Raw genomic sequence first — 23377 nt, 5'->3', positions numbered from 1 at the left:
GAAATAGTCAAGAAAAAAGTCTGACTTTCTCAAGATAAAAAGCCTGAGACCAACTCAGACTTTTCAATGCTTAAAATGGCAATTCTTCCTCTTCCAAGACTAGATCTGCCAAATCCTGTCCTGCGTTATTTTCTCGCATGGCACGTTGGGCTCGGCTTTCCAAGAGTTGGAATCCTGTCACAAGTACCTCGGTCACATAGTTCATCTGGCCATTTTTCTCGAAGCGACGGGTACGCAATTCTCCATCCACGGAAATAAGACTGCCTTTGGTTGCGTAGCTTGCCAATGTTTCTGCTAGTCTTCCCCATAAAACCATATTAACAAAATCCGCTTCGCGTTCACCATTTTGGTCTTTGTAACGACGATTCACAGCAATGGTTGCTCGCGCAACTGACTTGTCATTGTTGGTTTTGTGCAATTCTGGTGTAGACGTTAAACGTCCAATCATAATAACTTTATTATACATATTTTCTTCCTCCTACTTATCTATTCGTAGGAAATCAAAAAAAGTTACAGAAATTTGTAACTTTTCGAGAAAATTTTTTATTTTTTATGAACCATGAAACCTGTCGCCTGTTGATTGGCCATAATGGTCATATCTGTAATCTGCACACGACGAGGCTGACTGGTCACATAGACCACTGTATCTGCAATATCCTGAGCTTGCAAGGCCTCAATTCCCTGATAGATCGCCTCAGCTCGCTCTTTGTCACCATGAAAACGTACTGTAGAGAAATCTGTTTCGACAATTCCAGGCTGAATGGTCGTCACCTTGATATCCGTTGCAATGGTATCAATTCGCAGTCCATCTGAAAAGGTCTTAACCGCTGCCTTGGTGGCTGAGTAAACAGCAGCACCCGCATAAGCATAGATTCCTGCAGTTGACCCCATATTGATAATATGACCTTGATTGGCTTTTACCATTGCTGGCAAGAAACAGCGAGTAACCGCCATCAAACCTTTGACATTGGTATCCAACATGGTCAGCAGATCCAACTCTTCATAGTCCTGATAGGGAGCCAATCCTAGAGCCAGTCCGGCGTTATTGACCAAGATATCAATCTGACCTATCGTTTCTAGAATATCAGAGCAGACAGTCTTTACCATGGCCATATCCGTCACATCCAGTGGAAAGGTCCAAACTGTTTGATTTGGAAAGGCTTCTGCAAACTCCGACTTGAGGGCTTCTAGTCTGTCTGTCCGTCGTCCGGTTAGAACGACATTCTCACCTTTCTCCAGATAAGCACGCGCAATCGCTTCTCCGATTCCTGAGGTCGCTCCTGTAATCACAACATTTTTTGCCATCTTATTTCCTTCTAGCTGGTCTATCAGATACTGACAAGTTCCTAGGCAGTCCAGTGTTTAGCTGGATCGAATGGTGTTCCGACAACTTGGTCTTCTGATAATTCAATCACACCACGTTTTTGCGGAGCATTTGGCAGATGTAATTCACGAGGACTGCACATCATACCAAAACTCTTTTCACCACGAAGTTCTCCTGGGAAAATGAGATTTCCTTTTGGCATCATAGCTCCAGGAAGAGCTACAATGGTTTTCAGACCGACACGCGCATTAGGAGCCCCTGCAACGATTTGTACTGTCTTGTCACTTGCGACTGCAACCTGGCAGATGTTGAGGTGGTCACTATCTGGATGGGCTACCATCTCGACAATCTCACCGACAACAAACTTAGGCTCTTTGTCATTGATAATTTCTTCTGCAAAACCTTCCGTTTGTAATTCTTGGTTCAAACGAGCGACTTGCTCATCTGTCAAAAAGACTTGACCTCGCTCTGCAATTTCAAATAAACTTGAAACTTCAAAAATATTCCAAGCCACTGTTTCCCCATTTTCTTTGAGGAAAACACGGGCTACTCTTCCTTTGCGCTCCACATCCAGTTTGGCATCTCCACTATTTTTCACGATGACCATAAGGACATCACCGACATGTTCTTTGTTATATGTAAAAATCATTGTTTCCTTTTTCTCCTATTTCAGTCCTGCTAAAAAGTCGTTAATTTGTTGCTTGCTTTTACGGTCGCGATTAACAAAACGACCGATTTCCTTGTCTTTTTCTAGAACAACAAGACTAGGAATCCCATAAACATCCCAGAGTTTAGCCAAATCCATGTACTGGTCTCGGTCCACTCGAATAAAGGTGAACTCTGGATTGGTCTCCTCAATTTCTGGCAAGGCAGGATAGATATAACGACAATCGCCACACCAGTCCGCCACAAAAAGAAAGACTTTCTTCCCATCTTTTTCTACTAAAGATGCTAATTCTTCTAAACTTGTTGGTTGTATCATAAGACTTCCTCCTCATAGACCAGATCTTCATTTTCATAGACAAAAGTATAATGATGGCCATCCTCAAAAATGACGCCACCAACCAAGCTCTCCAGACTGCTTTCATAAACTTGAACATAGAGGGTCGCAATTTCCCCCATGTCTGAAAAATGGTCTCGCACAATCGCTGTCAACTCTTCCTGAGTCTTCATGAGCTTACGGTCATCTGCAACTTTTTTAGTAACAAGGGCAAGGCTCCCAATTCCAAGCAGGGCCAGACCTGCTATCCACATTTTTTTAGCTTTCATACCATTCATTTTAACACAAAAAAGGCTTTAGGACAAATGAGGAAGCAGCAGAAAAGCAAGTAAAAAGCCTCTTCCTTTAAGGAAAAGGACTTCTTATACTCCATGAAACTCAAAGAGCAAACTAGGGAGCTAGCCGCAAGTTGCTCAAAGCACTGCTTNNGTCAGCTCAAAACACTGTTCTGAGGTTGTGGATGAAGCTGACGTGGTTTGAAGAGATTTTCGAAGAGTATTATTCTTATTGCCAGGCACCTGAGTTGCCAACGTAGTAGCCATCTGGTGTGTAGGTATTGCGAAGCATCTTACCTGATGAAGCTAGATAATACCATTTGCCATTATCTTTGACCCAATCATTCGCAAGCATGGCACCAGAAGAACTTACATAATACCATTCTCCCTTGTCATAAACCCAAGTACTTGCTTTCATGGATCCTGAAGTTGATAAATAGTACCACTTGTCTTGGTCATATAGCCAGTCACTAGCAATCATAGCCCCTGATGATTTAAAGGCATACCAGTTGCCACCTTGATAGAGCCAAGTTTGATTGAACATGACTCCTTTATCGTTCATAAAGTACCAAGTTCCCTTATCCTTAACCCAAGCATTCTTCACTAATTGACCTTGTTTTTGATAGTACCAGTTTTGGTTTGATTTTAGCCAGCTTTCTGCTTTCACAATCGGAGAAAGTTCTTTGAAAGATCCTCCATCATATTTATGACTGATAGACTTTAGTTTTTCAAGTTTCAACTCACCATTGTCATAGTCTGCCCAAGCAAAGACTTTTTGACCATTGACAGTCTCTGGTAAGGTAGCAGTGTAAGTCTTGGTTTGATAATCCCATTTAGCATCGAGGTAAGTGTATTGATCATTTGATTCTTCAATACGGTAGTAGCCTCTCTTTCCACCTTCATGATGTACATCGTCAACCACTTTCGTTGACCAGGTCTTCACTTCGTTTCCGCTCTTGGCTTCTACCTTGATATCTCCTCTATAGCCATATGGAACATAGAAATTCAGATAACGCCCCTCTACACCCATCATAGACTTGTCCTTTTCTTGACCTAGGAAATTGACTGTCTGATCTTGACCATTGAGACTAACCGTCCACTCAATTTTCTCATTTTTTGGCAAATCCAATACTTTAATATCCACTTCATGGCCATTATTAAATCGGAGAATCTTGCCATCTTGATACTGAACTCCACATTTAACAACCCATTCTTCTTTTAGCTCGAATGCCTGACCTGAACGAGGAAAAGCCAGTAAAGCTAGGCCTGCTAGAGACAAACCAAATAGTGTGATTTTTTTCATTGTAAATCCTCCTTAACTTTTGTTATGTTAATTATATCACTATGTTTTTATTTTGCAAATCATATCCTAAATATGCTAATAAAAAACCCCTGAGATTCTTCTCAAAGGTTCTGATTTTACTAATTACTGTTCTCAACAGCTGCAGTGACAAAGGCAGTGTAGAGTTCTTCTGGGCGGTTTGGACGGCTTGAAAGTTCAGGATGATACTGACAAGCTACAAAGAATTTATTTTCAGGAATTTCCACAATTTCGACCAAACGATTGTCTGGAGAAACTCCTGAAAAGACAAAGCCTGCTTCCTCAAACTGCTCACGGAAGGCGTTGTTAAACTCATAGCGGTGACGGTGACGGCGTTGCACCACTTCTTGATTGTGATAAGCAGCTGCTGCCTTAGAGCCACGTTTCAACTTGGATGGATAAAGTCCCAAGCGAAGGGTTCCCCCCATATCCTCAACATCAATCTGATCACGCATGATATCAATGATAGGGTATTTTGTTTCTGGTGCAAGTTCAGCAGAATTGGCACCTTCAAGACCCAAAACGTGACGAGCAAACTCGATACAAGTCAACTGCATTCCCAAGCAGACTCCCAACATTGGAACATCATTTTCACGTGCATAACGGATGGCTTGGATTTTCCCTTCCGTACCACGTTGGCCAAAACCACCTGGTACGATGATTCCGTCCGCATCAGACAAAAGCTCTGCCACATTCTCTATTGTCACATCATTGGCATTGATCCAATTGATTTTAACTTCTGCGTCATTGGCATAACCAGAGTGTTTCAAGGCTTCAACCACAGAGATGTAGGCATCTTGCAACTCAACATACTTACCAACAAGGGAAATCTTAACTTGTTTCTTGAGGTTCATGACCTTGTCCACCATAGCTGACCACTCTGTCATATCCGCTACTGGTGCGTCTAATTTCAAATGGTCACAGACAATTTGGTCCATACCTTGAGCCTGCAAGTTCAATGGAATTTGGTAAAGGTGTTCAACATCCAACGATTCGATAACAGCTTCTGGTGCTACATCACAGAACTGGGCCAGTTTGTTTTTAATTCCTTGACCAGCTGGCTCTTCTGTACGAATAACCAACATATTTGGCTGGATTCCCAATCCACGCAATTCTTTGACAGAGTGTTGAGTTGGTTTGGTTTTCATTTCACCAGCAGCCTTGAGGTAAGGAAGCAAGGTTGTATGGATGTACATAACATTATCCGCCCCCACATCTGCCTTCATCTGACGAAGGGCCTCTAAGAATGGCAAGGACTCGATATCTCCTACTGTTCCACCAACCTCTGTAATAATGACATCAGAGTCTGTCGTTGCAGCGGCACGCTTGATTTTCTCTTTCAAAGCATCTGTGATATGAGGAATAACCTGAACAGTTGCCCCAAGGTATTCACCACGGCGTTCCTTACGAAGCACTTCACTGTAAATTTTACCAGTTGTCACGTTGGAATATTTGTTGAGATTGATATCGATGAAACGTTCATAGTGACCCAAGTCCAAATCTGTCTCAGCTCCGTCATCTGTCACAAAAACTTCCCCGTGCTGGTAAGGACTCATAGTTCCTGGATCGATATTGATATAAGGGTCAAACTTTTGAATGGTTACCTTGAGACCACGATTTTTCAAGAGACGGCCTAGACTCGCTGCCACAATCCCTTTCCCAATAGACGACACCACACCACCAGTTACAAAAATATATTTCGTTGACATAGATTCCTCTTTCTAAAATGCTCAAGGTCTTGCTAACTACGAGGGGACATAGGAAACAAGACCCTACTAATAAGAATAATCTGGAATGACTGCACCAGATTCACAACTAAAATACAAGAAGATAACTTCTTGAAAAAACAAAAATAGCTCCCTAAGAACTAGGGAGCCCCGACCTCTAAAAGAGGTGCCCGAACAATATGATACCTAAAAATAGGATAATTGTCAATAGCTAACTTTTATTCCTCGATGTTTTCAGCATCTTCGTCTGAAAACTCATCGTCTTCTTCGTTGAGATCCACGTCTTCACCCAAGTCATCTGGGGCGATTTCGTTGATTTCTGCATCGTAAGCTTCCACTTCATTTTTCTCATCATCTGGATTTTCATCATCGTATGAAAGTGCTGGATCTGCTTCGTATGCATCTTCGTCTTCTGGATCATCTGCATTGTAGTCAATAGCATCTGAATCGCCATCCATGAAGGCATTGACACGTTTTTTCTTAGCTTTTGGTGCTACTTCATCGTCGTCATTTTCCTCAAGAGCGATGATTTCTTCGTCGATTTCGTCCACACCATACCATGAACGAAGGCCCCATTTGTTGTCTCCAAGGGAGATGAAGCTACCGTCGAAGTTCAACTCTGTGTAGAACAAAGGCAAAGCTTCGCGGATATCGCTGTTTGATGTTCCAAGGTAGTTTTGAATTTCGTTTACAAGATCGCTAAAATGCATCTCATGATCGCGACCACGAAGTTCCAAGATAGCACGCGCTACCTCAATCATAGATAGTTCACTTTTTTCTTGCCCAGCAAATACTTCTAATTCCAAAGCGTTTCTCCTCATTTATACTACTATCGCCAGAGCGAACAGACTCTGACCTCATTTTATCATTTACTCTTTATTTTACGATAATTTTGCGGAATAGTCAAAGGTTAAAATAGATTTATCTATGATTTATTAAGTAAAAATCAATTGATTTTAACACATGGTAAATTTAAGGCATATGCAATAAAAATAGCGGTATTTAGTTAAAAGCTAACGGGATTCATTTTAATTAGTGTTTTTTAAAATACGATTTCTCTCCTCGTCTATAATACTAATTGCTTCATCAATTTCATTCTGAGAAAATTCTGGTGATAGGATATTACTATCAATAGCTTTGTACATTATGTTAGACTTAGTTTCCAGTTTCTTATAAATCTGTTGGTCAATATAACCTGGATCACCACTATCATCTGGTTCACATTTGGTTTGTAGATAATAATATCGTGTGTATTGGTTATCTTCTAATCCTAATCTATGAATCCTATCTCTAGATTGAAGCATAAAAGTTAGATTAAAATTGTATTCAAAATATAAAGCATCATGAACCTCTTTATGCAAAGATACTGATTCACCTAGAGTTTGAGGATTAGAAATCATAACCATGGTATTACCAAATCGAAAATCATCAATGAGATTCTGTCTATCAGAAACCTCCGTACCACCATACACTAAATTAGCTTTCACTCCAATTTGATCTAACCTATTTTGTATTTTTTTCATGGTATCAACAAATATTGCCCAGACTATGACTTTTTTCCCCTCAGATATGAGCTTTTGAATTTTTTCAATACCCTTCTCAAATTTAGGAGAAATCATACTAGAAAAGTCAAACTCATCATATCCTTTGGCTTCTTTGATTACTGAGTCAGAAGTATTCTGTAGTCGATTATTAAATATTTCTTCCGATATTTCAACGGTGTCATCTTGATCATTATCGTCTGCAAACCACATATCTTTATATTCAATCTTTTTGTTAAGTAATTCAGGATTTGTGGATGCTTGTATCAAACGAATCAATCTAGCTAAACTCGATGATTCGTTATAGTATATAGACTGTGCTAATTGTTTCTGCTCTTCGCTAGGTTCCACAATCAAAAATTTATCTGGATCTGGTTTGGGTACTCCTAAATCGTTTTTGTTTAAACGCCAGAAGAACGGAATTAAAGCTTTATTAATTTCTTCAATTTTCCTAACACTAGGATTTTTTAATTCATCTAAACTCCATCTAAAAAATGAATTGTACTCATTTGCATAAAGCAAATGAAGAAAATTATAGATATCTTGATAAGAATTAGGTATTGGTGTTCCAGTTAAAACAAACTTAAATCTTGAATCCTTAACTAGTTCTAAAGCAGCTTGAGCACGAACTCCGAAAGGATTTTTTATTCTATGAACTTCATCAAAGACAATCATTGTCTTAATTGACAGCAATTCCTGCAGCTTGTCTTTGTAATTCTTCAACGATTCATAATTTACTAATACAAGATTTGATGTTTTCCAGTTCAAAGATAAATCGAAATCAAAATTTTTGGAACTTTGACAATCAATTACTGCTAACTGTTTCTTATTTCCAAAAACTTGTTTAAATTCTTCTTTCCAACTGTTGAAAGCATTAATAGGACAAATAACCAATAAATTATCTACGTGCTCACTTTCAACTTTTGAGGAATTCAAAAATGCAAAAACAGCCAAAATCATAGCAGTTTTACCAGAACCTGGCACAGAAAAGTTCGCAGCTCTAGCCATCCTGTATTCGTAGAAGGCTGCCTCAAGTTGTAATTTCTTAAACGGTCGTACAACCTCAGAACTAACGACAGAAACAAACTCTTCAAACTTTTCTTGCTCCCCATGAATTGTATATTGTTCAGGTGATTTTAAATAAATTCCTAACTTACTATATTGTTCAATAGAGTATTGCTTTAACTTTAGGTAATCTTGTACTTCCTCTGATACTTCAACTATAATATTTTTTCTATCACATCTCTTCCTTGTTTCATTAATAATGTAGTTTATATCCATATAAGAAAATTCTGATTTAATAGTTGAGTTATCATCTTCAAAATATCTATTGGACAAATCTGATCCAGGCTTTAGCTTTCTATCTGAGCTTGTGATTTGTATAGAAGAGTTATCTTGACGTACAATTATATTTCCACTTTTTAAATAAAAATAGATATTATTATCTGACTGATTTTCTTTAACTTTATTTATTGTGGAATATTGCTGGTATTTTTTTATTTCATCATAAACAATTTTTGTAGCATCAATGGTCAGAATATCTTTCTCTTCATTGTTCCACAATCGGTCAAATCTATTTTTGTTAGCTATTATTCGTGTTTGAACATTCGTACTTGAATCCCAAGAAACATCTACAGAAATGCTTTCATAATTGTATTCTAATCCGTTTCTAGTTTCGTTAACAGATCCGTTAAAAAAGACAGTTTCATCATCTGAATCAATAAGTCCAAACTTATCGTGAAAAATTCCTCGTCCTCTTGGAATAACCGCAAATTTCACCTCTGCATGATTGCTTGCAATCATGAATGCTAAATTACCTAACGATTCTTTCGTTTGATCATTTAGAATAGTTTGTCTTAACTGAGCAGGTAAATCTATTAAACTATTTTTAAGAGTATATCCTTCTTGGATTTTTTTAAAATCCTCTTCAGAGATATCTGTAGAAATTATAAATTGAGCCAAACCATTATTTCCACATAATTTATCCAAGCCCTTCGAATATAACCCCAGTCCTTCACTAGAAAAATAGGCTGCAACTCTTCTATAAATAGTAGCTTCAGATAGTACAGGTTCATAGAATTCTTTAACTAAATTTTCACTTTGATATGTTGGTTGTATTAGGTTTTTAAGTTTTAGAGAAAATACCATTTCTTTTCCCCTTTTCTCTATTTGGATAATTTAAATGCTAAATCTCTAATTTCTTGAAGAATTTCTTTTGCCTCAAAAAATTCTTTTTCATACAGTTCTTTTAAATCTTCAGAAGATAAATCTTCTAATGTATCTCTAATTTCCTGCAATTTTACCAGAGCTTGTCTTCTATCAGCTGTAGCTTCTCCTTTATTTGATAATCTATTAGTTGTTTGTAATAAACTATTTGCCGATTCTAAAGCAGCTGGATGAGCTTCTATATTTTTTCTTAAATCTTCCACTCTTTCTACAGGATGGTTTTCAAAACAGTCTATAATTTCATCAACATGAGAATCAGTAGCCTCAATATAATGTTTATTAATATCAGGATTGTTTAAAATATTTTTTTTGATATTCCGCATTTTACGAGTAATATCACTATCACCTGCATCCGATTTAGCAATCTGGACAGCAAGTGTAGTTAACACATTTTGTGTAACCGTCTCTTTATTCTCTTTTAACTTATTAATTGTCCCTTCAATCTCCTCAATAGGACCATCTAATTTTAGCTCTCTTGCTAAATAAAACTTATCAATAGGATTTTGACTTGGAGCAATAATGGCTAGGAATTTAATGATTAATTCAGCAAGCCTTATGTCCCTATTAATCCCTTTGGTGTTACCAGCACCACTAGCTTTTTTATATTCTTCAGGAGTCATTAGTTTTTGGACTTTAATCGTGTTGTATACATCAAAAATACGATCAATTGGGTCATAACTTACTCTTTCTTCACGACCAAGCTGTAAATCTAATTCTAACTCTTTAATTTTCTTTTCATCAAGTTTATTTTTGATATCAAATGAAAGTATAACAGCTTCGAAATATTGTTTGATATTTGTATCTCTTTGAATCCTACGAAGGGCTGTAAATCTACGATTTCCATCAATAACTCTTCCATCGGAAAGAATTACACCAGGTTCTTGTTGTCCTTTTTCAAAAATAGAAATTTGAGTGTCCTTTAAAGCTTGCTTTTTAGAATCAAAAATGAATTTTTCAAATATTTCATTATATTTTGACTCTCCAATTTCTGGTGTTAATTTTCCATGATTTGATATGTAATGATGGTAAACTGTATTAATACGACCATTTTGATCATTATAGTATAAATATTCTAATGGGAATTTATATACTGGGTAGTCTTTTGTTTCACCCCCAATAGTCAAACGTTTTGTTAAAGTTGTTTTTTCAATAGATTTTTCTTCAATAAGTTTATTTAAATCTTGACTCATTTTGAATCTCCTTTTATTTATTTTCCATAAATTATAATAGGGACTAGGTAAATAGACATTAACTGGCTCAATGGAATCTTTTCCTTAAGTTGTGTGAACTCTGTTCCAGAAACATCAACTTCAATATCGTTGTAATCTATATAGTTGTATATTAATTCGCCAATATAATTGATAATATAATACGGATGTGAAACATCATCCAGAAAGAAACCATACTTCTTGTTTTCTATATTTAATTGTTTTATCGAATATTTCCTAAGAATTTCGTTATTTCTCAATTCCTCTATTAAATCAGGTTTTAATTTACGAAGAAGTTTTTTAGCTTCCATTTGATTAGAACGGGAGATAATTATACTTTTGAACCCTTTACCAGTACCAGCATGCGCAATAACACCCCAATTCCCAACTTTTCCATTAACCTTATTAGTTAAGTCAACAGTCATATTTCCTGATTTAATAGGAAATTGTCTAAACAGTGCTTTTTCACTTCGCTTGGGAGGATTATTAAAATCTTTAATCTTTTTATTATCCAAATATTTAAATTGACTTAGATCTTTATCAATAATCTTAGCAGGCAATAGTGGTGAGTTTATTAGTTCTAAAATTTTAACAGCTAAAGCAAAAGATAATTGAACGCAAACAGCATTTCCGATTTGTCTCCACTTTGTAGACTCGTCACCGAAGAATTGATAATCTAAAGGATATCCCATAATACAAGCTGCTTCTCTGATAGTTGGCAATCTATACTCGCCATCACCTTTTCTTTTACAATTTGATTTATATAGAATAGCCTCTCTAGTACTAGCTGACTGTGTAGCCATAATTGTCCGGCTTGGCTTATGCATATTTTCCGGAAATGACATCTTACCCATATAAGGATGTCTTTGCTTCAAATCCCGAGCTTTTTGCCACTGTACTTGATAGACGCCTGTATCATAAAAATGGTCTTTAAAATCATTAATATTTACCTTTTCGAGGGGATAATTAGGATCTACTATAAAATCGCAAGATGAATGAGCTAAAGGGTCGGGAAAGTTTTTAAATAATTTATTTAGAGTTACTTTTTCTTGTTTCAATTTATCAGGGAAAGGGAAATTTCCTGTTTTTGTTATTTCTCCACTAACAAAACGTCTCCTTGATTGAGCAGCTCCATAATCGTCCGCGTGTAAAATACCACCATTATATTTTGATTTTATTGCAATAGATTTGGGGTTTAAGTCTTGAGACAGAGCCCATTCTGCTAAATCTAAGTCTTCAAATGTGTATTCTTCTTGGACATAGTTTTGTGAATTTGGGACATTCTCCATTAACCATGCTTTTAACTTAGAATTCTTTTGAAATTTCTTTACGGCAATTACTTTATAAAAAGTTTTAATCAGATTAATACCTGAATCTTTATTAGCATTTCCTCCTTGATTAGAAAGAGAAAACAACTGACATGGTGGACTACCAATGATGATATCTGTATCAGGCAACTTATTTATTTCTTCTATATTCTCAAAATCAAGTACACTTTTTACATTATCATTTAGTCCGTGATTAAAATTATGTGTGGTAATTGCAGGTTGCCAGTTATCAATTCCCATTATTACATCGTAACCTGCTCTTCGAAAACCTTCTGAAAAACCACCTGCCCCACAAAAAAAGTCTATTACAGTTAAACGGTTTATTTTCTTCATTCTTTAATTCTTCCTATAATTTAAAATCCTTTATTTTTATATTCATTATACCAAAAAAACACGGTTCATCACCGTGTTTCTGTGTTTATTTAACCAACTTCTTCATCTCATCAATACGTGCTACGGTCGCGTCGTATTTGGCTTGGTAGTCGGCTTGTTTGTCGCGTTCTTTTTGGACGACTTCTGGTTTGGCGTTGGCTACGAAGCGTTCGTTAGAGAGCTTCTTGCCGACCATGTCCAGTTCTTTTTGCCATTTAGCCAGTTCCTTGTCGAGACGAGCTAGTTCTTCTTCGACATTGAGGAGATCAGCCAGTGGCAAGTAGATTTCTGCTCCTGTGATAACGCTTGACATAGCGAGTTCAGGTGCAGGGATGGTTGATGCGATTTCCAAGTGTTCTGGATTTGTGAAGCGTTTGATGTAGTTGACATTGCTGTTAAAGAAGGCTTCTAAGTCACTATCGCTTGTCTTAACAAGGATGGTGATAGGCTTGCTTGGTGCTACGTTTACTTCCGCACGCGCATTACGAACGGCACGGATCAAGTCTTTGAGGCTTTCTACACCAGTGTGGGCAGCAAGGTCTTCAAAGGCTGGATTAACAGTTGGGTATTCCGCTGTAACGATAGAGCCTTCAGAGATTTGTCCAAAGATTTCCTCTGTCACGAATGGCATGATTGGGTGAAGGAGACGAAGGATCTTGTCCAGAGTGTAAAGGAGAACAGAACGTGTGATGACTTTCTCTTCTTCGTTGTCGCTATAAAGGACTTCCTTGGTCAACTCAACGTACCAGTCCGCAAACTCATCCCAGATGAAGTTGTAGAGGATGTGTCCAGCGACACCAAACTCAAACTTATCAAAGTTGGCAGTTGCTTTTCCGATGGTTTCATTGAGGTTGTGGAGAATCCAGCGGTCTGTAACGTTTCCGGCTTCCTTGTTGGCAACTTTTTCGACATTGGCAGTTGCCTGCTCAAGGGTCAAACCTTCATTGTTCATGAGGATGTAGCGAGAGATGTTCCAGATCTTGTTAATGAAGTTCCATGAGGCATCCATTTTCTCGTAAGAGAAGCGCACGTCTTGCCCTGGAGCAGAACCGTTTGAAAGGAACCAACGGAGAGCATCGGCACCATATTTCTCAATAACATCCATTGGGTCAATCCCGTTACCGAGTGACTTAGACATCTTGCGCCCTTGCTCGTCACGGATAAGACCGTGGATAAGGACGTTTTGGAATGGCTGACGGCCAGTGAATTCCAAGGATTGGAAGATCATACGAGACACCCAGAAGAAGATGATGTCGTAACCTGTTACCAAGGTTGACGTTGGGAAGTAACGTTTGAAGTCTGCTGAGTCGACATCTGGCCAGCCCATAGTTGAGAATGGCCAAAGGGCAGAACTGAACCAAGTATCCAAGACGTCTTCGTCCTGAGTCCATCCGTCACCTTCTGGAGCTTCTTCATCGACATACATTTCACCCTCAGCATTATACCAAGCAGGGATTTGGTGACCCCACCAGAGCTGACGAGAGATAACCCAGTCGTGGACATTTTCCATCCATTGAAGGAAGGTATCGTTGAAACGAGGTGGATAGAATTCAACTTTGTCCTCTGTGTCTTGGTTGGCAATAGCATTTTTAGCCAATTGGTCCATCTTGACGAACCATTGCGTAGACAAACGTGGTTCAACCACAACACCTGTACGCTCTGAGTGACCAACACTGTGGACACGTTTTTCGATTTTAACGAGGACACCAATTTCTTCCAACTTAGCAACGACTGCCTTACGAGCTTCAAAACGATCCATTCCTGCAAATTCGAAGGCCAAGTCATTCATAGTTCCGTCATCGTTCATAACATTGACTTGTGGTAAGTTATGACGTTGACCAACTAAGAAGTCGTTGGGATCGTGAGCAGGTGTGATTTTTACGACACCAGTACCAAACTCAGGATCTGCGTGCTCATCTCCAACGATTGGAATCAATTTATTAGCGATTGGAAGGATGACATTTTTACCAATCAAGTCCTTGTAGCGTGGGTCTTCTGGATTGACCGCTACCGCAACGTCCCCAAACATGGTCTCAGGACGAGTAGTCGCAACTTCAAGGGCGCGTGAACCGTCTTCTAACATGTAGTTCATGTGGTAGAAGGCACCTTCGACGTCCTTGTGGATAACCTCAATATCAGACAAGGCTGTGCGAGCTGCTGGGTCCCAGTTGATGATAAACTCACCACGGTAGATCCACCCTTTCTTGTATAGGTCCACAAAGACCTTGCGAACAGCTTTTGACAAACCTTCATCAAGCGTGAAACGCTCGCGAGAGTAGTCTACAGAGAGCCCCATCTTGCCCCATTGTTCCTTGATGGTAGTAGCATATTCGTCTTTCCATTCCCAGACTTTTTCCAAGAATTTTTCACGACCAAGGTCATAGCGGGAAATGCCTTCACCACGCAAGCGCTCCTCAACCTTAGCCTGAGTCGCAATCCCCGCGTGGTCCATACCTGGAAGCCAGAGCGTATCAAAACCTTGCATGCGTTTTTGACGGATGATAATATCCTGAAGAGTCGTATCCCAAGCGTGACCAAGGTGAAGTTTCCCAGTCACGTTTGGTGGTGGAATCACGATTGAATAAGGCTTAGCCTTTTGATCGCCTGAAGGCTTGAAGACATCGGCTTCAAGCCATTTTTGGTAACGACCAGCCTCAACCTCGGCTGGATTGTATTTAGGTGAAAGTTCTTTAGACATGTGTTTGTCCTTTCTCTATTGTTTTCATTTTATCTTGAATCTGCTTAGCAACCTCTTTTGCAGACAGATCCGTATTATTTATTTTAAGGTAGTGGTGCAACTCATTCGGTTGATGTTGGGAATTTAATTGAAGTGTTTCAGCAGTCTCTAAAATTTCTCTTTCAGATACCTTAATATGTCGTTTTAAGGGTTTGTGCTTTAATCGATTCTCCGTTTGATTTCGACGTAAGCGCTCTTCAAGGCTTGTTTCCAATTCAACAAAAAGAATCTCTTGATGATAGTCATTCAACAAATCTTGAATTTGCTTCAAATACATCAGCTGGTACTGATTTGAAAAATCAATCACGTCTGTTAAAATCACATATCGCTGATTTCTAGCACTAGCTCCAAGGAAAGAAAAGGTAATTCCACGAACAAATTCCCACATCTCCTCTGTGTAGTCCTGATAGATTTCTAGTGCAAAATCAATGGCTTGATGGTTATAAAAGAGGGTAGAAGCCGTCAGTCGAGACAGTTCTTGACCAATCGTCATTTTCCCAGAAGCTGGAGCCCCAATGATGAAAAGATGCATCAAATTACCTCCCACTCACTCCTCAGCAAGCCATATATCAGACTGCCACAGCGGTTTCCTTGAGCATCTTTGCGGTCTCTTATGCGAGCTTCGAGGGTAAAGCCAAGCTTTTCCGCGACTCGTTGACTTTGAAGGTTATATCCAAAGCAAGTTAGTTCAATCTTGTGAAGACCAAGTTCTTTAAAAGCTAGATCAATCAAGGCACGCGCAGCTTCTGGCACATAACCACGGCCCCAATAGTCCGGGTGCAAGGTATAGCCGATTTCAAGAATATCATCTTCATGGCGATGATTGAAGTCAACAGAACCAATGACCTTATCGGTCCCTTTAACCACTATGCCGTAACCAGCTGGGAGATTGTCCTTTTCATTTCGCTCAGGAAGAATATGCTCTAGATAGTAAACCTCATCTTCCAAGGTCTTGACGGGTAGAAAGCCTGCTGGGTAAGAGACTTCCGGACGACTAGCATAGTCAAAGATATCCTCAGCATCCGCCACTGTGCGGACTCGTAAAACGAGACGTTCTGTTTCGATTTTATCTGGCAACTCAGCTCTTGTCATCGTTCTTCCTCGCTTTCTTGATGAAGCTCCCCATAGGGTCTACTCGGTCATCTAAATAGCGATAAACGCGCTGGCGGCCATCCCCCATAAAGTAAATCGGCGCAAAACGGTCATTTTTAAAATTCCCCTTGTCATCCAAAAGTTCTGGATTAGCTAGTCGTTCGATAATCTTGGCAAAGATATGACAGATTCCATCTTCCTCGATAATCCGATCTACCTGACAATCCAATACGACTGGACAGCCCTTTAAAATCGGTGCCTGAGTCTGTTCAGAAATCTCGTAATCTAGCCCCAGATATTTCAATTTCTCTCGATGACTGATAAAACCAGCCTGCTCCATCTCAAGCATGAGATTTTCATCAGGAATATTCACAGTAAACTTCTGGTAATGCTTGATTTGCTCAGCCGCATTTTCCTCAGCTCCAACACCGATGACTAGCCAATCTCCCAAGCTATAGGAGGAGCTACAGGTCGTAATATTGTGCCAAAAGTTCTGGTCCTGATACCCCAAAATGAAAATAGGAAAACCATAGTAGAGTTTACTTGTTCTAAAAGATTGCTTCATAACAACCTCCTTTGACTAAGACGCAAAAGAAAAGCCCTGCCATCTACATGACAGGGACGAATGTATTTATCCGCGGTACCACCCAATTTCGGGCAGTTGCCCGCAACTCTCGTCTTTAAAACAAAAAGACACTTTTATTTCAATTTTTCATCCATTAGCAACTAGTTTTGACACATTTGTGGATTTCTCAGCACCGCCACTTTCTGTAAAATGTGGGATTCAAAACACCTCTAATGGCTCTATTGTAGCAAGATTTTTTCGGAAATGCAAGGCACAAGAAAGATTACTTGAACTTGATGCCATTTTCTTTCAATTTCTTGATGGTAGCTGGACCGATTCCTTTCAAGGCAAGGAGTTCTTTTTCAGTCCAGTTTTTAAAATCTGAAGCAGACTTAATTCCTTCATCATAGAAAGTTTTGGCACGGTCAAGTGGAAGTCCACCTAGGTTAGCTGCAAAATCTTCTACAGAATTAGCTACTTTTTGAGCTTGCTCTTTGGTAGCCTCTACTGCTTGTTCAACTTTTTTAGAAACAGCCTTACCAGCTTCACTTGCTGACTGCTCTGCACGTTTTACGACTTTCTTTGTCTCTTCTACAACCTTAGTCACAGTACTTGAAAAGGCACCTGCGCGACGGAGGCTATTTCGTAATTGTTTTTTACGATTGAGTTTCTTTGACATGATAAAATCCTTTCAATAAAAAACCCCTGCTCTGACAAGGATTTAATATAAATATTCTATCAAGATTTTAGTAAAAAATCAAGAATCTATCTCGTTTAATAATTTCTCTCACCAAACAAGCCTTCTGGTAGATCATGGAATCCCTTACCTGCCTTGAAATTTTCAAATTTTCCAAGCAAGAACTGATAAGCATCCAAGCGGCTTTCGTAGCGAATCATAGCATCTTTGGCACGCTCGTCTTGGTCCTCTTCGTAGACTTTTTGACTTTCCTTGTGCGCCATGTCGTTAATCATAATCTGGGTATTGACCCAGGCTTCAAATTCCTTCATAAATTCTTGTTCGTAACTCATTTTTTCTCCTTATTCTAATCCACGGAAATAATCCGTGTCAATCTCTCGGTAGGACTGGATATCCTGAACATACTCCAACACACCCTGAAACTCTCCGTTCTCATCGTGTACTGCGGCATAGGTGATATGAACAAACTTACCTCGCGACTCAGACTTGAACCACATCTCATACTTGTCCTTGGTCCCCTCACGAAGTCCCTTCATAATAGTCTTGACCTTGTCCAAATACTTAGGCGGATGGCAAAGTTCGACATTACGCCCAACTTGGGAAGGTGTCCGTTTGAAAATCATCTCATCAGCTGGCGCATTGTCATTGTAATACTGGAAAATGTCGTCTTTATTGACAAAGGTGATCTCCATAGGGAGGTGATTGAGGATGAGATTAGCCTGCTCGACCGAGAGATAGCCATTGCCAAAGGCCTGTTGACTATGGCGATCCAGCACTGCTTCCTTTTCCTTAGGGGTAAAGGTAATGGTGAACTGGCCTTCTGGCGTATCGATAACTTGCTGAACTTGCCCCTCTGCCGTTTCTAGCTGAATAGGCTCCTCTGTGCTCTTTTCCTCAACAAAACTCTGTCTTTCTGGCACCCATTTTTCAGACGGACGGATGATGGCATAGCCATAAGCATCACTCTCCTCCGCAATCTGAAGCCAGTCATCCTGAGTGAAGGACTCAAGGAGAATCATGAGAAGGATAGACTCTTCCTTGAAAATCATACTTTCAAACTCTGTCGCAAAAGCTTCGAAAGTTTCCTTTACACTGCTAATCGGCACTTCTGGTAATGACTTAGCTGTCGCTAGAGCTATCTGAAAGAGTTCTCTGATCTGGTCATCCACTCCCCACATAACTTTCGGAGGCGAATCGTGCCCATAGCGCTCCATGATAGGAAAGAAGAGTTCTTCCTTGCGCTGGTAATGGATATCAAATTGACCGACAAGGCCCATTTGACGGACCAAACCCTTGCGCATCTCTGCCAGCATTTCCTCGTCTTCCATCGACTCATAAGTATCTAACAATCTCCGAATGCGAATCAAGGCAGCGCGGAGTGCCAGATTTTCATCCTTGAAGACGCGAACTGGGTGACCTGGGTGCTCAGTATCTGCAACTTCGACACCCTTAACAGCATTTTTAAAAAGATTAGCATGGACATCACAGAGCTCCATGACATCTTCAAAGGTGACACCTGAGTCTGAGTTCATCAGCTCGTGTTCCATAAGGGAAATCTCTATGGCTGAGACACCCGCAAAGGTCGCATCAAAACGCTCCTGAACCGACTCAGGAGAGGCACCATTATGCAATTCTAACAAAATATCCCGCAGGACATGAATCCGTTCATCTGCCATTAGTCTAATCCAATCACTTCGTAGCCATTTGCTTCCAGTGTGCGGACAATCTTGTCCATAGGAGTTCCTTCAAGCTTAGAACCCTGCTTAAGCGATACTTTGCGACCGACTGTGTTGCGCATCAAGGGATTGGCTAGAGGTTTAAAACCGAGCTCCACTAGGATTTCCAAGACTTCTGGATGCTTATCCACCACTTCTGCAACAGGAATTGACACATCGATGATATTGTCCATGACGACCTCCACTGAATGTTCTAAAATGATTTTACTGCTTATATTATACCATATGGAGAGAGATTAAAAAACTAGCAGAAGAGTTCCTGCTAGTTCACTGCGACTTGGATTACCATCTAAATAAGTTTAAAGAGCCAATCCAATAGCTTAAATAATAGCTTGTAAAACAGCAATTGGACTGCAAAAGAGATGATCATCCAAAAGAATTTCACAATTCCAATAATCGGTTTGATAAAAATAATGGCAAGAATTGCCCAGAAAAATTTCATTCTCTCTCCTCTGGCTTGATGAGCCACTGAGCCGTATCCACTAACTTGTCTGCAATAAAAAGTTTCCCCAGACCGATAACGGCATGGTCATCTTTCTTTATCGTTTTCATTACTTTTACACCTTGCATGGTCAAAAAGTAATTCCCATAAGTTTTAGCCAAAGCTTTGATAGGCCCCATATTCTCTTTCCTCTTTTAGCTACACTTTAAAATATTAACGATACCAGTCTTGCTGGCCATTTCTGTGAAATTTACTCTTTCTAATTCCTATACTATCATACAAGCTAAATTTAATAAAGCTTTTTAATAATGTTTAATTCTAGAAAGATTCCCAGCATGCTTTGTAGTCATTTCCTCCACAAAAAAGAGGGTTACCCCTCTTCTTTAGTTCTTATCCAGATTGCGTAGCATCTCGTCAATCTTATTCCCATATTCGATGGATTCGTCTTTGACGAAGGTCAAATCTGGGATTTTGTACAATTTCAAATTGCGACCAAGTTCACGTTTGATAGTACCAGTTGCTTTCTCAAGCCCGATTTGAGCTTTCTGGTTATCTGAAGCAAGGTTACTCAAAATGGTGTAGTAAACCTTAGCAACAGACAAGTCACCTAGCATCTGAACATCTGTGATGGTCACGCCTTGGACACGCGGATCACGGACTTTCTTTTGCAAAATCTCATTGACTTCACGCTTGATTTCCATGCCCACACGATCCGTACGGAAATGATTTGCCATGATATTCCTTTCTCTACTTTGAACCAAAAGCTAGGCCAGCAGACCTAGCTATTTTTAAATTTATTGATTTTCATTTCAAATTGGAACGAAGTTCAATTTGAAATCATCTGCTTCTTTCGCCGTGGTGAAAGTGATGGAACTGATTTATCAGTCCCATCACAGGGGATTTTTGAGACCCTAGGCTCAAAAATAAGCAATGAAACCATCGGTTTGCTTGCGTCCCTCACCACCTAAGAAAGGAGCAAAAATCTTATCTCTTGATTTCTTCCATGACATACGCCTCAATCACATCATCAGTCTTGATATCATTGTAGCCGTCAATCATCAATCCACCTTCACGACCATTTGTAACTTCTTTGACGTCGTCTTTGTAGTGTTTCAAGCTTGCGAGTTCGCCATCATAGATAACAACACCGTCACGGATAACACGAACTTTAGAGTCACGGGTAACCTTACCGTTGATAACCATGAATCCACCGATAGTTCCCACTTTAGACACCTTGAAGGTTTCACGAATAACTGCTTCACCGATAACTTTTTCTTCGAATTCTGGATCAAGCATCCCTTTCATAGCTTCTTCCATCTCTTCGATAACCTTATAGATAATGCTGTGGAGACGGATTTCTACATCGTCAGCTTCTGCTTGTTGACGAGCTTGTGGTGTAGGGCGTACGTTGAAACCAACGATGAAAGCATTTGAAGCTTCGGCAAGGGTTACGTCAGATTCGTTGATGGCACCGACTGCTGAGTGGACGATGGTCACTTTGACACCTTCCACATCGATTTTTTGAAGTGAGGCAGAAAGGGCTTCAACAGAACCTTGTACGTCGGCCTTGATGATAACGTTAACTGACTTAAGTTCACCAGCTTTAAGCGTATCAAAGAGGTTTTCAAGGCTGACACGTTGAGTAGCTTGGCGTTGTTTCATGAGGGCACGTTTGGCACGCTCTTCACCGGCTGCACGCGCAGATTTTTCATCTTCGTAAACGGCAAAGTGGTCACCCGCCATTGGTGCTTCGTTCAAACCTGTGATAGAAACTGGTGTTGATGGTCCAGCAACCTTCACACGACGACCAAGGTCATTAGTCATAGCACGGACACGACCAAAGGTATTTCCGACAACGATTGGGTCTTGGACATTCAAGGTACCTTGTTGAACAAGAAGGGTTGCGACCGCACCTTTTCCTTTATCCAAGCGTGCTTCGATAACTGTACCAATAGCACGAACTGTTGGGTCTGCCTTGAGTTCTTGGATTTCAGCCACAAGAAGGACTGTTTCCAACAATTCTTCAATGTTTTGATTGAATTTAGCCGAGATTTCAACAAATTCAGAATCTCCACCCCAAGCCGTTGACATAACTCCATGCTCTGCCAATTCACCGATAACACGTTCTGGGTTGGCACCTGGTTTATCAATCTTGTTGATGGCTACGATAATTGGAACGTTGGCCGCTTTTGAGTGGTTGATGGCTTCGATAGTTTGAGGCATAACCCCGTCGTCAGCCGCTACAACCAAGATGGTAATATCGGTAACAGAAGCACCACGCGCACGCATCGATGTAAAGGCCGCGTGTCCTGGTGTATCAAGGAAAGTAATCTTCTTACCATTTTCCACGATTTGGTAGGCACCGATATGCTGAGTGATACCTCCTGCTTCACCTGTCGCAACACGAGAGTTACGAAGAGTATCCAAGAGGGTTGTTTTACCGTGGTCAACGTGTCCCATGATAGTTACAACTGGTGGACGCTCAACCAATTCATCTTCATTGAGATAACCATCTTCGACAAAGAAACGTTCGATGTCGGCATTATCCACTTCAACCTTTTGTTTGGCTTCGATACCATAATCCACCATGAGGAGTTCGATTGTTTCCCCATCCAAGGATTGGTTTTGTGTGGCCATGACACCCATCATGAAAAGTTTCTTAACGATTTCAGCTGGTTCACGTTTGATACGTTTTGCGATTTCCGCAACAGTCATACCATCTGTATATTCAAATTCTGTTGGCAATTCATGGAATTTACGTTCTGTAACAGGTTTTGGAGCCTGATTACGGTTGTTCTTGCTATTGCCTTTTTTGTTCTTCTTGTTGTTATTCCAGTTACTATTCTTTTGATTTCTCACTTGATTTTGACTACTTCGATTCTTTTGTTGTTTTCTAGGACCATCTTCTTCGTGATCATAATCGTCACGATTTTTGTCTGGTCGAGCTTGTTTTTTACGACGTGTATCCACTGCAGGTTCTTTTTTCTCAGGGACGACTTCAACCACTGCTTGAACTTGCTGTGCTTGTTGCGCTTGTTCAGCTAACTTAGCAGCTTCTTCAAAGATTTCCTCTGGTTCCTTGCGTTTGTTAGCTTGAGCCAAGGCTTCTTTAGCCGCTTGATACTGCTTGAAACGTTCCTCGCTTGAACGAGCGTACTCTGCATTTTGCTCTGCTTTTAGGGCTGCTGCACGGGCTTTAAAGTCAATACGTGGAGCCGCTTGATTTGGACGTTTGTCCTCTTGTTGACGGCGCTCATTTCCACGATTTTGCTGACCTTGCTGTTTCTTAGCTTGATCATTAAAGCGACGATTGTCACGGTTGCCTTGACCTTGTTTTCCACCATTACGGCCATCGTTTTTCTGACGGTTGCCGTTTTGTTGTTGGTCACGGTTATTGCCCTTGTTTTGCTTACGTCGTTCTGCCTGCTCTTTAGCACGGGCTTCACGCTCAGCCTTGAAATTACGGCTTTGTGGTTTCGTTGCTGCTTTTTCTGTTTTAGGAGCAACTGGCTCAGCCGCTTTTGCATCTTCCTTGGCTACAGCTGGTTTAGCTACCTCAGATTTTTCGGCTTTCTTTTCTGCACCTGCTTTTGGTACTTCCGGTTTTGCTTCTGCTTTCGGAGCAGCTGCAGACTTAAAGCTGGCAGCGATTTTTGCAGCGACAGCTTCTTCCACACTCGATGAGTGGCTTTTTACATCCAAGCCCAACTCTTTTGCACGCGCTACAACTTCTTTACTTTCTTTTCCAAGTTCTTTTGCGATTTCGTACAATCTTTTCTTAGACAA

General features: G+C 40.1%; 22 protein-coding genes. All 22 read right to left on the bottom strand.

Annotation, left to right across the window (positions count from 1 at the left end):
- Window positions 1-70: 70 nt before the first annotated feature.
- The 22 genes from HT718_RS07870 to infB all read right to left on the bottom strand — a co-directional run bounded on the left by HT718_RS07870 (window position 71) and on the right by infB (window position 23377).
- Window positions 71-466, bottom strand: coding sequence for a single-stranded DNA-binding protein (locus HT718_RS07870; protein ID WP_000282467.1), 396 nt, complete (start codon window positions 464-466; stop codon window positions 71-73).
- Window positions 467-543: 77 nt separating this feature from the next.
- Window positions 544-1305, bottom strand: a complete 762-nt coding sequence (locus HT718_RS07865; protein ID WP_173268113.1) for an SDR family NAD(P)-dependent oxidoreductase — start codon at window positions 1303-1305, stop codon at window positions 544-546.
- 41 nt (window positions 1306-1346) lie between these two features.
- Window positions 1347-1973 carry a YtpR family tRNA-binding protein gene (gene ytpR / locus HT718_RS07860; RefSeq protein WP_173268112.1) on the bottom strand — a complete coding sequence of 209 codons (627 nt, stop codon included), beginning with the start codon at window positions 1971-1973 and terminating at the stop codon, window positions 1347-1349.
- Between the two features lie 15 nt (window positions 1974-1988).
- Window positions 1989-2306: a thioredoxin family protein gene (locus tag HT718_RS07855; RefSeq protein WP_173268111.1), complete on the bottom strand. Its 318-nt coding sequence runs from the start codon at window positions 2304-2306 to the stop codon at window positions 1989-1991.
- Window positions 2303-2602: a DUF4651 domain-containing protein gene (locus HT718_RS07850; protein WP_173268110.1), complete on the bottom strand. Its 300-nt coding sequence runs from the start codon at window positions 2600-2602 to the stop codon at window positions 2303-2305. The genes HT718_RS07855 and HT718_RS07850 overlap by 4 nt, the downstream gene beginning before the upstream one ends.
- Window positions 2603-2828: 226 nt before the next feature.
- Window positions 2829-3902, bottom strand: a complete 1074-nt coding sequence (locus HT718_RS07845) for an N-acetylmuramoyl-L-alanine amidase family protein (RefSeq protein ID WP_173268109.1) — start codon at window positions 3900-3902, stop codon at window positions 2829-2831.
- Between the two features lie 119 nt (window positions 3903-4021).
- Window positions 4022-5629: a CTP synthase gene (locus HT718_RS07840; RefSeq protein WP_173268108.1), complete on the bottom strand. Its 1608-nt coding sequence runs from the start codon at window positions 5627-5629 to the stop codon at window positions 4022-4024.
- Window positions 5630-5865: 236 nt separating this feature from the next.
- Window positions 5866-6453, bottom strand: coding sequence for a DNA-directed RNA polymerase subunit delta (rpoE, locus tag HT718_RS07835; protein WP_173268107.1), 588 nt, complete (start codon window positions 6451-6453; stop codon window positions 5866-5868).
- Window positions 6454-6675: 222 nt separating this feature from the next.
- Window positions 6676-9336 carry an SNF2-related protein gene (locus HT718_RS07830; RefSeq protein WP_173268106.1) on the bottom strand — a complete coding sequence of 887 codons (2661 nt, stop codon included), beginning with the start codon at window positions 9334-9336 and terminating at the stop codon, window positions 6676-6678.
- Window positions 9337-9353: 17 nt separating this feature from the next.
- Window positions 9354-10604, bottom strand: coding sequence for a ParB N-terminal domain-containing protein (locus HT718_RS07825; protein ID WP_173268105.1), 1251 nt, complete (start codon window positions 10602-10604; stop codon window positions 9354-9356).
- Window positions 10605-10621: 17 nt separating this feature from the next.
- On the bottom strand, window positions 10622-12283 hold the full coding sequence (locus HT718_RS07820) for a DNA cytosine methyltransferase (protein ID WP_173268104.1): 1662 nt from the start codon (window positions 12281-12283) through the stop codon (window positions 10622-10624).
- 85 nt (window positions 12284-12368) lie between these two features.
- Entirely contained in the window at window positions 12369-15020 is a 2652-nt protein-coding gene (locus HT718_RS07815; RefSeq protein WP_173268103.1) for a valine--tRNA ligase, read from the bottom strand.
- Complete coding sequence (locus HT718_RS07810) at window positions 15013-15591, bottom strand: AAA family ATPase (RefSeq protein WP_173268102.1); 579 nt, start codon at window positions 15589-15591, stop codon at window positions 15013-15015. Before HT718_RS07810 ends, HT718_RS07815 begins: the two co-directional genes overlap by 8 nt.
- Entirely contained in the window at window positions 15591-16151 is a 561-nt protein-coding gene (locus HT718_RS07805; RefSeq protein ID WP_173268101.1) for a GNAT family protein, read from the bottom strand. Before HT718_RS07805 ends, HT718_RS07810 begins: the two co-directional genes overlap by 1 nt.
- The gene (locus HT718_RS07800; RefSeq protein ID WP_173268100.1) at window positions 16138-16716 is read right to left on the bottom strand and encodes a flavin reductase family protein; all 579 of its coding nucleotides are present in this window, start codon (window positions 16714-16716) and stop codon (window positions 16138-16140) included. Before HT718_RS07800 ends, HT718_RS07805 begins: the two co-directional genes overlap by 14 nt.
- A gap of 283 nt (window positions 16717-16999) precedes the next feature.
- Window positions 17000-17395 (bottom strand): helix-hairpin-helix domain-containing protein, encoded by a 396-nt coding sequence (locus HT718_RS07795; RefSeq protein WP_000038631.1) that lies wholly within the window; start codon window positions 17393-17395, stop codon window positions 17000-17002.
- 95 nt (window positions 17396-17490) lie between these two features.
- Entirely contained in the window at window positions 17491-17745 is a 255-nt protein-coding gene (locus HT718_RS07790; RefSeq protein WP_000119707.1) for a DUF1912 family protein, read from the bottom strand.
- Window positions 17746-17754: 9 nt separating this feature from the next.
- On the bottom strand, window positions 17755-19089 hold the full coding sequence (locus HT718_RS07785) for a DUF438 domain-containing protein (protein ID WP_173268099.1): 1335 nt from the start codon (window positions 19087-19089) through the stop codon (window positions 17755-17757).
- Window positions 19089-19322 (bottom strand): DUF1858 domain-containing protein, encoded by a 234-nt coding sequence (locus HT718_RS07780; protein ID WP_000368739.1) that lies wholly within the window; start codon window positions 19320-19322, stop codon window positions 19089-19091. Before HT718_RS07780 ends, HT718_RS07785 begins: the two co-directional genes overlap by 1 nt.
- 265 nt (window positions 19323-19587) lie before the next feature.
- Window positions 19588-19770 (bottom strand): hypothetical protein, encoded by a 183-nt coding sequence (locus HT718_RS07775; protein ID WP_173268098.1) that lies wholly within the window; start codon window positions 19768-19770, stop codon window positions 19588-19590.
- A gap of 204 nt (window positions 19771-19974) precedes the next feature.
- Window positions 19975-20325, bottom strand: a complete 351-nt coding sequence (gene rbfA, locus HT718_RS07770; protein WP_001273601.1) for a 30S ribosome-binding factor RbfA — start codon at window positions 20323-20325, stop codon at window positions 19975-19977.
- A gap of 250 nt (window positions 20326-20575) precedes the next feature.
- Window positions 20576-23377, bottom strand: coding sequence for a translation initiation factor IF-2 (infB, locus tag HT718_RS07765; RefSeq protein WP_173268097.1), 2802 nt, complete (start codon window positions 23375-23377; stop codon window positions 20576-20578).

The organism is Streptococcus sp. 714 (assembly GCF_013277115.1).
Classification (GTDB): domain Bacteria; phylum Bacillota; class Bacilli; order Lactobacillales; family Streptococcaceae; genus Streptococcus.
Note: the sequence above shows the minus strand (reverse complement) of the source record. Positions and strands in the feature narration are given on the sequence as shown.